General features: G+C 62.4%; 13 protein-coding genes and 1 tRNA gene. 6 read left to right on the top strand and 8 right to left on the bottom strand.

All coding sequences use genetic code 11. The annotated features are described in order from the left end of the window. Positions 1-51: 51 nt before the first annotated feature. Positions 52-516 (bottom strand): MarR family winged helix-turn-helix transcriptional regulator, encoded by a 465-nt coding sequence (locus ACM64M_RS02525; protein WP_416227057.1) that lies wholly within the window; start codon positions 514-516, stop codon positions 52-54. Between the two features lie 112 nt (positions 517-628). On the opposite strand from ACM64M_RS02525, the gene ACM64M_RS02530 reads away from it, so the two are divergent. Both ACM64M_RS02530 and ACM64M_RS02535 read left to right on the top strand, forming a co-directional pair. Then, positions 629-1,645, top strand: coding sequence for an alpha/beta hydrolase (locus tag ACM64M_RS02530; protein WP_416227058.1), 1,017 nt, complete (start codon positions 629-631; stop codon positions 1,643-1,645). Between the two features lie 53 nt (positions 1,646-1,698). Next, positions 1,699-2,130, top strand: coding sequence for an organic hydroperoxide resistance protein (locus ACM64M_RS02535; RefSeq protein ID WP_416227059.1), 432 nt, complete (start codon positions 1,699-1,701; stop codon positions 2,128-2,130). A gap of 62 nt (positions 2,131-2,192) precedes the next feature. On the opposite strand, the gene ACM64M_RS02540 is transcribed toward ACM64M_RS02535, so the two are convergent. Then, positions 2,193-3,098 (bottom strand): LysR substrate-binding domain-containing protein, encoded by a 906-nt coding sequence (locus tag ACM64M_RS02540; RefSeq protein ID WP_416227060.1) that lies wholly within the window; start codon positions 3,096-3,098, stop codon positions 2,193-2,195. Between the two features lie 106 nt (positions 3,099-3,204). Here ACM64M_RS02540 and ACM64M_RS02545 point away from each other — a divergent pair, with 106 nt between their 5' ends. Together ACM64M_RS02545 and ACM64M_RS02550 are read left to right on the top strand one after the other, a co-directional pair. After that, positions 3,205-3,534, top strand: a complete 330-nt coding sequence (locus tag ACM64M_RS02545) for a nuclear transport factor 2 family protein (RefSeq protein WP_416227061.1) — start codon at positions 3,205-3,207, stop codon at positions 3,532-3,534. Continuing rightward, complete coding sequence (locus tag ACM64M_RS02550) at positions 3,531-4,310, top strand: SDR family oxidoreductase (RefSeq protein WP_416227062.1); 780 nt, start codon at positions 3,531-3,533, stop codon at positions 4,308-4,310. Before ACM64M_RS02545 ends, ACM64M_RS02550 begins: the two co-directional genes overlap by 4 nt. 203 nt (positions 4,311-4,513) lie before the next feature. On the opposite strand, the gene ACM64M_RS02555 is transcribed toward ACM64M_RS02550, so the two are convergent. The 3 genes from ACM64M_RS02555 to ACM64M_RS02565 form a co-directional block, all read right to left on the bottom strand. Continuing rightward, positions 4,514-4,816, bottom strand: a complete 303-nt coding sequence (locus tag ACM64M_RS02555; protein WP_416227063.1) for a HigA family addiction module antitoxin — start codon at positions 4,814-4,816, stop codon at positions 4,514-4,516. Then, complete coding sequence (locus ACM64M_RS02560) at positions 4,806-5,096, bottom strand: type II toxin-antitoxin system RelE/ParE family toxin (protein ID WP_416227064.1); 291 nt, start codon at positions 5,094-5,096, stop codon at positions 4,806-4,808. The genes ACM64M_RS02555 and ACM64M_RS02560 overlap by 11 nt, the downstream gene beginning before the upstream one ends. A gap of 333 nt (positions 5,097-5,429) precedes the next feature. Then, positions 5,430-5,516, bottom strand: a tRNA-Leu gene (locus ACM64M_RS02565). A 165-nt stretch (positions 5,517-5,681) separates the two neighbouring features. Here ACM64M_RS02565 and ACM64M_RS02570 point away from each other — a divergent pair. After that, positions 5,682-6,668, top strand: a complete 987-nt coding sequence (locus ACM64M_RS02570; RefSeq protein WP_416227065.1) for a complex I NDUFA9 subunit family protein — start codon at positions 5,682-5,684, stop codon at positions 6,666-6,668. 237 nt (positions 6,669-6,905) lie between these two features. On the opposite strand, the gene ACM64M_RS02575 is transcribed toward ACM64M_RS02570, so the two are convergent. After that, positions 6,906-7,802, bottom strand: coding sequence for a dienelactone hydrolase family protein (locus ACM64M_RS02575; RefSeq protein ID WP_416227066.1), 897 nt, complete (start codon positions 7,800-7,802; stop codon positions 6,906-6,908). Positions 7,803-7,922: 120 nt separating this feature from the next. Here ACM64M_RS02575 and ACM64M_RS02580 point away from each other — a divergent pair, with 120 nt between their 5' ends. After that, on the top strand, positions 7,923-10,097 hold the full coding sequence (locus tag ACM64M_RS02580; RefSeq protein ID WP_416227067.1) for a PQQ-dependent dehydrogenase, methanol/ethanol family: 2,175 nt from the start codon (positions 7,923-7,925) through the stop codon (positions 10,095-10,097). Positions 10,098-10,110: 13 nt separating this feature from the next. On the opposite strand, the gene purU is transcribed toward ACM64M_RS02580, so the two are convergent. Both purU and ACM64M_RS02590 read right to left on the bottom strand, forming a co-directional pair. After that, positions 10,111-10,977, bottom strand: a complete 867-nt coding sequence (gene purU, locus ACM64M_RS02585) for a formyltetrahydrofolate deformylase (protein WP_416227068.1) — start codon at positions 10,975-10,977, stop codon at positions 10,111-10,113. Position 10,978: 1 nt separating this feature from the next. After that, entirely contained in the window at positions 10,979-11,986 is a 1,008-nt protein-coding gene (locus ACM64M_RS02590; RefSeq protein WP_416227069.1) for an NAD(P)H-dependent flavin oxidoreductase, read from the bottom strand. Positions 11,987-12,003 lie beyond the last annotated feature (17 nt).

Raw genomic sequence — 12,003 nt, forward strand, 5'->3', positions numbered from 1 at the left:
GACCGCGTTGAGAAGCGCCTTATCTGTGCGGCAACTGGCGGCTGGATGGTTCTATCGGCCCGCAGCGTTTCGTAGCGCGGCCCCAACTGCAGCTATCTCGTCGTTCAGCGCTTGCAGCGATTCTTGATCCAAACCCGCAGCCTTGAGCACTTCTGCAGGGACACAGCCGAGCATCTGATCGACAAGTGTGCTGCCAGAATCCGTCAGGCTCAGGCGGACGACCCGCTCATCCTGCTTGTCGCGCGTTCGAGTAACCATTCCGGCCGCTTCGAGTCGCTTGATCAGCGGTGTTAATGTGTTCGATTCGAGGTGCAGCTTGTCGCCCAGCTCGCTGACGGTCTGCCCGTCCTTGCTGCTCAGCGCGACCAGCGCGAGATATTGCGGATAGGTTATGCCGTAGGGATCGAGCAACGGCTTGTAGACGCGGTTGAAGGCCAGTCCTGCCGCATAAACGGAAAAGCACAGGAACGTGTCGAGCGGGTTGCCGGCATCGGCGGGAGAGTCGGTCTGGGTCATGGCGACGATATAAATCGCGCACGATTTAATCGCAAGGGTTGACAAGCCGAATCATCGGGCTATGTAAATCGCACACGATTGAATCGTGCCCGATATAGAAAGGACCCAAGCCATGACCAAATCGATTCTGCTTTCCGCCCTGACCTCCAGCGCTTTGCTGGCCCTGTTGCCCGTCCCCGCCATTGCCCAGACCCTGGAATCGGCCGCAGCCGGATTTGCCGAGGCTGCTGCCGCCGGGCAGCCGATCTACGAGCTGCCCTATGCCGATGCGCGCGCCGTTCTCTCAGGGGTGCAGGCGGACGAGGTGGAGGCTTCAGCCCCCACCACCACGCAGGACCTCGTCTGGAACATCGGCCCGACCGTAGCCGTGCGGATCCGTATCGTGCGCCCGGCCGATGCAGCGGGCGATCTGCCTGCGGTGCTCTACTATCACGGCGGCGGATGGGTGATGGGCGACCGCAACACCCATGATCACCTGATCCGCGAGCTGGCGGTGCAGGCCCGTGCAGCGGTCGTCTTCGTCGAATACGACAACGCCCCCGAGGTTCGTTACCCCGTCAACAACGAGCAGGCCTATGCCGCACTCGAACATGTCGCGGCGAACGGCGCGGCGCTGGGCATCGACCCGGCGCGGCTGGCGGTGGCGGGCGACAGTGCGGGCGGCAATATGGCCATCGCCGTCACCATGATGGCCAAGGACCGTTCAGGCCCCACGATCAGCCACCAGCTGCTGTTCTATCCGGTGACCGACGATGTCTCGGACAATGCCTCCTACCGCGCATTCGGCGAAGGGCCGTTCCTGACCCGCAAAGCGATGGACTACTTCCTCGAAGCGAACTTCCCGGCAGAACATCGCCAGGACGTGCTCGCCTTCCCGCTCTGCGCTTCGCAGGATCAGCTCTCGGGCCTGCCCGCAGCGACCATCATCGTGGCGGAAAACGACCTGCTGCGCGATGAGGGCGAGGCCTATGGCCGCCGCCTGATCGAAGCCGGGGTGCCGGTCGCCACCACCCGCTTCAACGGCACGATGCATGACTTCGTGATGCTCAACCCGCTTGCGGCGAGCGAACCGGCCCGGGCGGCGATCGCCCAGGGTGCGGCGCGGCTTCGCGATGCCTTTGACATCTAATCGCCCCGATCCACCACACACACACACACACACACACACAAGGAACCCATGAAATGACCAAGTTTCTCTACACCACCCGCGCCACTGCCACCGGTGGCCGCGACGACCGCGTCCGCACCGATGACGGAGCCTTCGCGGTCGGGCTTGCCTCGCCGAAGGAGCTTGGCGGCAATGGCCAGGGCAACAACCCCGAACAGCTTTTCGCTGCGGGCTATGCCGCCTGCTTCCTCGGCGCGATGAAGTTCGTCGCTACTCAAGGAAAGCATGTCCGCGTTCCTGCCTATTCCGCTGTCAGCGCCACGGTCGGCATCGGCCCGCGCGCCGACAAGGGCTTCGGTCTCGCAGTAACGCTTGCGATCGTGCTGCCCGGGCTAGAGCGCGCCGAAGCCGAAGCCCTGGTGGCCGAAGCCGATACCGTCTGCCCCTATTCGCACGCGGTGCGCGGCAACATCGAAGTCAGCCTCGAGGTCTCGACCGAGGCGTGATCCTGACGGCCCATCACGGCACGGGCCCGGTCGGCAACACAGCTGGCCGGGCCTTGCGCCGTTCAAGCGGCGCGTGCCCGCGCCAGCTCGCGCGCAAGATCGACGAACACCTTGAAGGCGGCCGGCGGATTGCGCCGGCTGGGATAGTAGAGGCACAGCGGCGCGAGCGGCGGGGTCCAGTCCGCCAGCAGCCGAACGAGCCTTCCGGCCGCGATATCCTCGCGCACGTCGGACTCCATGAAATAGCCGATGCCGACCGAGGCAAGCACAGCGATCCGCGCCAGACTCGCCTCGTCGAGCGTGAGCGGGCCGTCGACATCGAGTTGCAGCGGCTCGCCTTCGGATTCGAACTGCCAGCGCAGCAGCGCGCCATTGGGCAGCCGCGTGCGGATGCAGGCGTGTCCAACCAGATCGGCCGGAACGCGGGGCAGTCCTCTCTCTGCCAGATAGGCAGAGGTAGCCACCACAGCATGGCGCTGCGCGGGGCCGAGCGGCATCGCAATCATATCGCTCGGGACGAGGTTCTGGCTGCGAATTCCGAAATCGAACCCGTCGGCGACAATATCGACAAGGTTTCCCTCGGTCACCACGTCGATCCGGATCTGCGGGAAACGACGCAGGCATTCGAGCATCAGCGATTCAAGTATCTCACGCCCGGCGGTGGCAAAGGTGTTTATCCGCAGCGTTCCGGCCGGAATGTCCTGCTGCGATCTGACGGTATCGAGCGCCTCGTGGATATCCGAAAGCGCGGGCGCTACTTGCTCAATGAACCTGCGCCCTGCCTCTGTCAGCGCGACGCTGCGTGTGGTGCGGTTGAACAGGCGAACGCCCAGCTGGCCTTCCAGTCTGGCAATCGTGGTGCTGAGCGCGCTGGTCGAAACGCTCAGTTCAAGTGCGGCAGCCCGGAACGAGCCCCGGCGCCCAATGGCGATAACTGCATCGAACTCGGCCAGGCTGTGGCTTCTCATTATCCCGTATCCCGCAATATAGTATCCCACTTTATCCCGCTTATCCGGATGATGTCAAAGCGCTATCTCCCTCTTCGACATTGACAGTGCCAACCGGAGAACGACCATGACCCTCGATCTGCCCGACCCGATCGCCCGCTATTTCGCCGCTGACAAGCGCGCCGATGCCGCCGCGCTCGCTGCCTGCTTTACCCCCGATGCGACCGTGATCGACGAAGGCAACAGCTATGTCGGGCGCGATGCGATCCGGCAGTGGATGGCGAATGCGTCGACGCAGTACAGCTATACCGCCGAGCCCTTTGCGCTGGACCAACAAGACGGAAAGATCGTCGTCACCAGCCATCTCGAAGGCAACTTTCCCGGCAGCCCGGTGGACCTGCGCTACCTCTTCGCCATTGAACGCGATCTGATCGCCGCCCTTGAGATCGTGATATGAACGGCTTCGTCACGCTGGAAGGCAAGCGCGCGCTGGTCACCTCAGGCACACGCGGGGCGGGTGCAGCGACCTTCGCCTTGTTCGAGGAACTGGGCGCGCGGGTGTTGACCACCGCGCGCAACAAGCCTGAGAGGATGCCTGACGCGCAGTTCGTCGCCGCCGACCTGACCAAGCCTGAGGGGTGCGCCGCCGTGGCCAAGGCAGTGCACGACCGGCTCGGCGGGGTCGATATCGTGGTCCACATGCTCGGCGGCTCCTCGGCCCCGGCGGGCGGCTACCAGGCGCTTGATGACGCGCAGTGGCGCAGAGAACTCGATCTCAACCTGATGCCGGCGGTGCGGCTCGACCGCGCGTTGGTGCCCGCCATGACGTCGCGCGGTTCGGGTGTGGTGATCCATGTGACTTCGATCCAGCGCGCACTTCCTCTGCCCGAGGCGACCACCGGCTACGCCGCTGCCAAAGCTGCGCTCTCGACCTACAGCAAGAGCCTGTCGAAGGAAGTCGCGCCAGAGGGCGTGCGCGTGGTGCGGGTCTCGCCCGGCTGGATCGAAACCGAATCCTCGGTCGATCTGGCGCGCCGCTTGGCGGCGAAACACCGTGTCAGCGTGGAGCATGGCCGGGAGATGATCATGCAATCGCTCGGCGGGGTTCCTATCGGCCGCCCCTCGATGCCCCAAGAGGTTGCCAGCCTGATCGCCTTCCTAGCCTCAGACCGGGCCGGCTCCATCACGGGAACCGAGTATGTGATTGACGGTGGAACGGTGCCGACGGCCTGATGTTCCCCGCGATTTTGCCCGTGGTCATGAAAATCTGGGATCGGGTCGTTTGCCGAACGTCCGCTTCGCGAGGTCCGGCGCCCGAATGCAGACTGTCCGGAAACGGCCCAGCTGCTTCCGTTTACAATATCGACTGGTATCAACCTGGACCTTGAGTTCGATAATCCGCTGCTCCGCGTTGCGTTGGCTAAGGTCGGCAGCTATCAAGCAGCCTCTGCAAACTTACTGACCTTGATCTCGGCCTCATGCGCTCGTGCTTGGGCTAGTTCATAGGCTGTCTGCATCCGCAGCAAGGTATCGGCCCTGACCCCGAATGCTTTCTCAAAGCGAATCGCCATATCGGCAGAGAGGTTGGCATTTCCGTTTAGCAGCGTGCTCAGCGCCTGCCGCGAGACACCGAAATGTGCAGCGAGATCGGTTACACTTACTCCTGCAGGCTCGACAATCTCGCTCTTGAGCCAGTCACCGGCATGGACGGCGAGCGACGGGTGCATCTTAAGCGCCATGATAATCCTCCAGATCCATATCGATCAGCGCGCCTTCTTCATTGGCTCTGAAGGTCAAGCGCCAGTTGCGTGTAACGGTCATCGACCAGGTACCTTTCCGGTTTCCTGCAAGCTCATGCAGGCCGAAGTTAGGTGGCACGAAAAGCTCATCGATACCTTCAGCTGCATCAATAAAGGCAAGCATCTTGCGCAGCCTAGCCACATCACCCACCAAGCCTTTGGGATTGCCGGTTTCGAAGAAGCGGCGCAGGCCTTTGTGCCTGATGGATTCGATTTCCATGAGGCCTATCTAGCCATTACACCTCGCCTTGTCAAGCGTCACGCGACGCGCGACACACCTCACACAGGTGGGATACTATCCAATCGACACTCAAAAAATGGGTCGCCGAAGAAAGCAGGTGCGGGCCTCGGAATTTCGTTTTCTCAGAAGCCCACGAAAAGGCCCGCAAAAATCTCGAGCTAGATCGATCCGGGACAATCAGGGATTCGAACGCCTGAAACCGTTAGGCATTGAAAAAGAAAGGAAAAGGCAATACGAGACAAGAGTTTGGAGAACCAATGTGAGTCTTCAGAATATGCCTTTTGTCCTAAATATTTCAATTACTTAGGTCGTTGGTGCCCAGAAGAGGACTCGAACCTCCACGCCCTTGCGAGCGCCAGCACCTGAAGCTGGTGCGTCTACCAATTCCGCCATCTGGGCACGGGTGGCGAGCAGCAATCGCGCTTTTCGCCGGGGTAGGGGCGGGCCAATAGCGTTCAGCTTGCCTGCCTGTCAACGCAAACCTCACAGCGCTCTTGCCCTATTGTGCGCGTTGAAGCATTGCGCTGCGAACAACCCCTTCCTGCTACCGCTACGGATCACGCCATGGCCAGAACTGCCCACCCATCCAGCCCGTTCCAAGACGCGCTCGTCACTGTTTTTGGCGGAGGCGGCTTTATCGGCAATTATGCCGTGCAAGGCCTGCTCAGCCGCGGCGCTAGGGTGCGGATCGCCAGTCGCAACCCGCAGAGCGGCTTTGCGCTCAAACCGCTCGCCAATCTGGGGCAGCTGCAATTCGCGCATTGCGACATCACCCGCGAGGACAGTCTCAGGGCGGCGCTGCACGGGGCCACGCATGTCGTCAATCTGGTTGGCGCGTTTGGCGGCAATCTGACGCAACTGATGGGCGAGGCTCCGGGCGCCATGGCCGGCATCGCCAAGGAGAATAACGCACGCGCCTTTGTCCATCTAAGCGCCATTGGTCCCGACGCGGGCAGCAGCGCCGAATACGCCCGGGCCAAGGCGCTGGGCGAACAGCGTGTCACCGAGGCCTTTCCCGAGGCGACCATCCTGCGCCCCTCGATCGTGTTCGGCAAGGATGACAGCTTCATAAACATGTTCGCCGAGCTGATCGAGATGCTGCCGGTGCTCCCGGTGTTCGGCCCCGAGGCGCGGCTGCAACTGGTCCATGTCGACGATGTTGCCGAGGCGATTGCCACCGCGCTCGAACACCCGGCGCAGCATGGCGGGCACATCTATGAGCTGGGCGGTCCCGAGCAACTCTCCATGATGGAGATCAACCAGCGCATCGCCGCCGCACAGGGACGCAAGCGCCGCTTCATCGCCATGCCCGATGGACTGTCCGGCGTGTTCGCCAGCCTCCCCGGCACACCGATGAGCAAGGACCAATGGACCTTGCTCCAGCCCGGCAGCGTGGTCTCCGGCACCACCCGCACCTTTGATGATCTGGGCATAACGCCGCGCCCGCTTGGGCTGTTTCTGGACAAGTGGATGGTCCGCTATCGCAAGTTCGGGCGCTTTGGCTTGTCGAACCTGCGCAGCAAGGAGCGCGAGGGCGCTTCTCGTTCCTGATGCGCCCGCCTGCGCTCCTAAGCGCGGGCGGTCCGATTGCGAGGCGCAAACCCTACAGGATGGAACACTTGGAACACAGTCCTGACACAAGAAACTCCGACCTCGCACGGTGGCTTTCGCCGGGACGAATGGGAAGTGCGCAAAGGCAGGAATCGGTCGAAGGTCCACGCCGCCCGGTTACAGCAGCCTGAGCGAGTAGGAAAACCAGACCGAAGGCCAGCGCCCTAGGTCCTGACCCTAGTCGAGGCTCAGGTTTGCAGCGTAAAGCTCCAGCAAATCATCATACGCCCTTTCCGCCGCTTCTTGCGCATAGGCCGGGCTGTCGGGAACGGTCCAGCCGTGATCCCCGGCATAGACCGCGACCTTGGCCGGACGTCCGGCGGCTTCGGCGGCGGCGGCAAAAGTGTCCTTGACCGCTGGAGCCTCAGCATCGTCATCCTGCGCCACCGCGATCAAAAACGCCGCTTCGGTGCGGTCCAGCAGGCGGTGCGGGCTGAGCGGATTGTCTTCGCGCACCAGCCCGCCGCCATGAAAACTTGCCGCCGCCTTGATCCGTTCTGGCACCGCCGCCGCGCTCCACACGGTGAAGGGTCCGCCCATGCAATAGCCCTGCGTGCCGATCCCGCGCGCCGCATCGACCGGCGCCTGCGCATCGAGCCACGCCGCCGCCGCGACCGCATCGCGCCCGACTGCGCCCGCATCCAGCTTTGTCCGCCACGGCGAGACTTTGGGGAAACCCTGCGCCGCAATAAAGTCGGCAAAATCGGCGAATTGCTCACCCGTGACATCGCGGTAATAAGGGTTGAGCACCAGCACCGAATAGCCTTCACCCGCCAGCCTGCGCGCCATGTTGCGTTTCGATTCGCGGATCGAGGCAATGTCGGGCCAGAATATCACGCCCGGATGCGCGCCCGCCGCCGGATGCACGAAAAACGCATCCATCGTGCCGTCATCGGTGGCGAATGTGACCGCGCTTTCCGTCAGGTCGAGACTGGGCTGCGCGCTGCTATCCTGCGCCGTTACAGCATCCCCGGGCGCGCAGGCGACAATCGCCGCGGTTCCGGCCAGCGCGCCAAACTGCCGCCGGCTCACCACGCCTGCCGCCCATTCCTTCAATCTTGCTTCATCACACATTGCGCTCTCCCTTGGCGGTTCGGATACCGGCGGCATCACCGGCTACTTCATAGTCAAGACGTTCGCTTATGGACAAGCGTTCCCGCGCGCTGCAACATGTGCCGTGAGGGAGAGGGATTCATGAACAAAACAGTCTGGGCAGTGCCTTTGCTGGTGCTGGGCGCGCTCGGTGTGGTCGCCTGCAACGAAGCGTTCGACGCGGATTTCTACAGCGAGGACGGGATCACCGCCGCGATGCTGACTGGCGCGGACGCGGATAGCGCCAACTGGATCACCTATGGCCGCACCTATTCTGAACAGCGTTTCTCCCCGCTGGATCAGATCAACACCGAAAATGTCGGTGAACTGGGCTTGGCGTGGTTCGCCGATATGGACACTGCGCGAGGGCAGGAGGCGACGCCGCTCGCCATTGATGGTAAGATCTACGTTTCAACCGCATGGAGCAAGGTAAAGGCCTATGACGGCAAGACCGGTGCGCCCTTATGGGATTACGATCCCGAGGTGCCCGGTGAATATGCAGTCAAAGCCTGCTGCGGTGTCGTCAACCGCGGTTTGGCCGCATGGGGTGACAGCCTCTTTCTGGGCACGCTTGATGGGCGGCTTGTCTCGCTGGATCGGAACACTGGCAAGGTGAACTGGGAAGTTTTTACCGTCAATCAGGACGAGAGTTATACCATCACCGGCGCGCCGCGCGTGATCGATGGCAAAGTCATCATCGGCAATGGCGGAGCAGAATTGGGCGTGCGTGGTTATGTCGGCGCATATGATGCCGAAACCGGCAAACAAATCTGGCGTTTCTACACAGTGCCGGACGGCAATGAAGGCGGCGAAAGCCCGCAATATCTTCAGGACGCCGCCGAGACATGGAACACTGAAGTGTTGCGCAGCTCCGATGCAATCGGCGCCGGCGGCACTGCGTGGGATGCCATGGCATACGATCCCGATCTCGACCTATTGTATATCGGCGTTGGCAATGGCAGCCCATGGAACCAGGCGATCCGGTCTCCGGGCAAAGATGGCGCGGGCGAAGGTGACAACCTTTACCTCTCCAGCATCGTCGCCTTGCGGCCCGACACGGGCGAATATGTCTGGCATTATCAGACCACGCCCGGGGAAACCTGGGACTACACAGCCACACAGCACATCATGCTTGCCGATATGGAAATCGGCGGAGAGATGCGCGAAGTCTTGATGCAGGCACCCAAAAACGGGTTTTTCTATGTGATCGACCGCGCGACGGGTGAGTTCCTGTCCGGTGAGCCCTATGTCAACGTAACATGGGCGAGCGGGATTGATCCCGAAACAGGTCGTCCGATTCAGGTTCCCGAAATGCGAGTCGACCGCACAGGATTGCCGACCTTGGTCAATCCGGGATCTGGCGGCGGTCATAACTGGCATCCGATGGCGTATCACCCCGATCACAATCTGGTTTACATTCCGACGGTTGAAGCAGGTCAGATGTATGTCCCGGTCAAAGAGTGGGACCCTGATCGCAAGCGCGGCTGGAACCACGGCTTTGACTACTCGGATGGTGTTCCTTCCGACCGCGAAATCCGCAAACAGCTAACCCCGGAAGTCGGGGGCAAACTGCTTGCTTGGGATCCCGTCGCTCAAGAAGCCCGGTGGAGCGTGGATCATCCTGGGGGAGCCAATGGCGGTGTGTTGGCGACCGCAGGCAACCTTGTGTTTCAGGGCACCAATACAGGTGAATTCCGGGCCTACAACGCGGCTGATGGCGAGCAATTGTGGAGCTTTGACGGGCAAACCGGGATTCAGGCAGCACCCATGACCTATTCGATTGAGGGCGTACAATATGTCGCCGTTCTCGTGGGCTGGGGCGGCGGTTTTGCCTTGGTCAATGACGGCGAAATGGCCGAGCCCGGCGGGCCAATGGCAAACATCAGCCGCCTGCTTGTCTTTAAGTTGGGCGGTGAATTGAGCCTGCCAGAAAAGCCAGAACTGGTCCGCCTTCCGCTTGATCCGCCGCCGAGCCGTGCTGATGCAGCCACCATTGCCGCTGGTAAGGCGATCTACGGTCGCTATTGCAGCACGTGCCACGGCTTTGAAGCCGTTGGATCGAGTGTTCTGCCGGACCTGCGGCGCTCCGGCACACTAGCCGATGCCCGCAGCTGGGCCGCAATTGTGCATGACGGCGCGCTCAAGGATAACGGCATGGCCGGTTTCGCAGGCTCGCTGACCACGGATGAAATCCAGGCAATTCGCGCCTTCGTTATTCACCGCGCCAATGCGGACAAGGCGGCGGAAGCAGCGGCAAGGCAGGTCGGGCGGCGTTAGCCTCTGAATGCGCCTAACCCCGGAACACCACGGTCCGGCTGCCATTGATCAGCACGCGTTCCTGCGCGAACAGCCGCACCGCTTCGGCAAGTACGCGGCGTTCAATGTCGCGGCCCTTGCGCACCAGATCGCTGGGGCTGTCGGCGTGGGTGATGCGTTCGACATCCTGATGGATAATCGGGCCTTCATCGAGGTCAGCGGTGACGAAATGGGCGGTCGCGCCGATGATCTTGACCCCGCGTTCGTGCGCCTGATGGTATGGCCGCGCGCCCTTGAACCCCGGCAGAAAAGAATGGTGAATGTTGATACAGCGACCCGCAAAATGGGCGCTCTGTTCGTCTGAGAAGATTTGCATGTAGCGCGCCAGCACCACCAGTTCGGCCTGCGTTTCCTCGGCCAGCGCACGCAGCCGGGCTTCGGCCTCTGGTTTGGTATCGGGGGTGACGGGGATGTGATGGAACGGGATGCCGCCAATGTCTTCGCGGATTGCGGCCTCACGCGGATGGTTGGAGACTATGGCCACAGGGTCAATCGGCAGCTCAGCCGTGCGCCAGCGATAGAGCAGATCGACGAGGCAATGGTCGGCCTTGCTGACCAGGATAATGGTGCGGCGCGGGCGATCTTCGCGCGCCATTTTCCACGCCATTGCATATTCGCCCGCCAGTGCTGCAAAGGCCCCGCGCAGTCCCTCTGCGGTCGAGCCATCGGGGTCGAACACCACGCGCATGAAGAAGCGGTCGGTGCCGCCCGCTTCCGCGCGGTCGTTGAACTGCTGCGCGTCGAGGATGTTGCAGCCCCGCTCAAACAGAAAGCCCGTGACGCGCGCGGTGATGCCGGGCCGGTCAGCGCAAGCGAGAGTGAGGATAAGCGGTGCAGCCATATTATCGGTTCAGCGCCGCCTCGCACTGGCCCATCAGCTGAGCGATGATGTCGGCGGCGGGTTCTTCGCTGGTCACCATGCCGACGCTCTGCCCGGCCATCACGCTGCCGCTTTCGACATCGCCGTCGATCACGGCGCGGCGCAGCGCGCCCGCCCAGAAATGTTCGATCTGCAATTGCGCCTCAAGCATGTTGACCTCGCCGCGGTCGAGCATTCCGGCAACCTCGATCTGCTTGGCGGTGAACTCCTCGGTGCCTTTGTTCTTGAGCGCGCGCACCGGGATTACGGGCAGGCGCGGGTCAACCTGGACGCTGGCTTCGGCGTCGCGGGCCTTGGCGCGGAAGAACGCTTTCTTGAAATCGGGATGCGCGATGCTTTCGGTGGCGCAGGCAAAGCGCGTGCCCAGTTGCACGCCCGATGCGCCCATTTCGAGATAGCTGGCGATCGCCTCGCCCCGGCCAATGCCTCCGGCGACGAAGACGACGTGATCGGCGGACAGTTCGGGGAGGAATTCCTGCGCCAGCACGCTGGTCGCCACCGGGCCGATGTGGCCGCCGGCTTCCATCCCTTCGATCACCAGCGCATCGCCGCCCGACCGCAGCAGTTTCTTTGCGAGCGCCAGCGTTGGGGCGAACACGATCACCTTGGCGCCGAATTCCTTGATCGCCTCAACACTGCCCTTGGGCGGGATGCCGCCGGCCAGCACGACGTGGCTGACGCCATGTTTCTGGCACACCGCGATCAGGTCGAACAGCATCGGGTGCATGGTAATCAGATTGACGCCAAAAGGCTTGGCCGTGCGCGCCCGTGTTTCGGCAATTTCGGTGTCGAGCAGATCGGGCGTCATCGCTCCGCAGGCGATCACACCAAATCCGCCCGCATTGGAAATGGCGGAAACAAGGTTGCGCTCAGACACCCAGCTCATCGCGCCGCACAGGATCGCGTGCTCGCAGCCAAGGAAATCGATACCGCGCTGCATCAGGGCCGCGCTCTGGGGATAAATGGTCATCAGCCGCGATTAGTCAG

It is taken from the genome of Qipengyuania sp. ASV99 (assembly GCF_047872805.1).
GTDB lineage: Bacteria > Pseudomonadota > Alphaproteobacteria > Sphingomonadales > Sphingomonadaceae > Erythrobacter.

Coding starts and splice junctions, on each gene's coding strand:
- ACM64M_RS02525 (WP_416227057.1), bottom strand. CDS start 516: ATGACCCAGACCGACTCTCCCGCCGATGCCGGCAACCCGCTCGACACG.
- ACM64M_RS02530 (WP_416227058.1), top strand. CDS start 629: ATGACCAAATCGATTCTGCTTTCCGCCCTGACCTCCAGCGCTTTGCTG.
- ACM64M_RS02535 (WP_416227059.1), top strand. CDS start 1,699: ATGACCAAGTTTCTCTACACCACCCGCGCCACTGCCACCGGTGGCCGC.
- ACM64M_RS02540 (WP_416227060.1), bottom strand. CDS start 3,098: ATGAGAAGCCACAGCCTGGCCGAGTTCGATGCAGTTATCGCCATTGGG.
- ACM64M_RS02545 (WP_416227061.1), top strand. CDS start 3,205: ATGACCCTCGATCTGCCCGACCCGATCGCCCGCTATTTCGCCGCTGAC.
- ACM64M_RS02550 (WP_416227062.1), top strand. CDS start 3,531: ATGAACGGCTTCGTCACGCTGGAAGGCAAGCGCGCGCTGGTCACCTCA.
- ACM64M_RS02555 (WP_416227063.1), bottom strand. CDS start 4,816: ATGGCGCTTAAGATGCACCCGTCGCTCGCCGTCCATGCCGGTGACTGG.
- ACM64M_RS02560 (WP_416227064.1), bottom strand. CDS start 5,096: ATGGAAATCGAATCCATCAGGCACAAAGGCCTGCGCCGCTTCTTCGAA.
- ACM64M_RS02570 (WP_416227065.1), top strand. CDS start 5,682: ATGGCCAGAACTGCCCACCCATCCAGCCCGTTCCAAGACGCGCTCGTC.
- ACM64M_RS02575 (WP_416227066.1), bottom strand. CDS start 7,802: ATGTGTGATGAAGCAAGATTGAAGGAATGGGCGGCAGGCGTGGTGAGC.
- ACM64M_RS02580 (WP_416227067.1), top strand. CDS start 7,923: ATGAACAAAACAGTCTGGGCAGTGCCTTTGCTGGTGCTGGGCGCGCTC.
- purU (WP_416227068.1), bottom strand. CDS start 10,977: ATGGCTGCACCGCTTATCCTCACTCTCGCTTGCGCTGACCGGCCCGGC.
- ACM64M_RS02590 (WP_416227069.1), bottom strand. CDS start 11,986: ATGACCATTTATCCCCAGAGCGCGGCCCTGATGCAGCGCGGTATCGAT.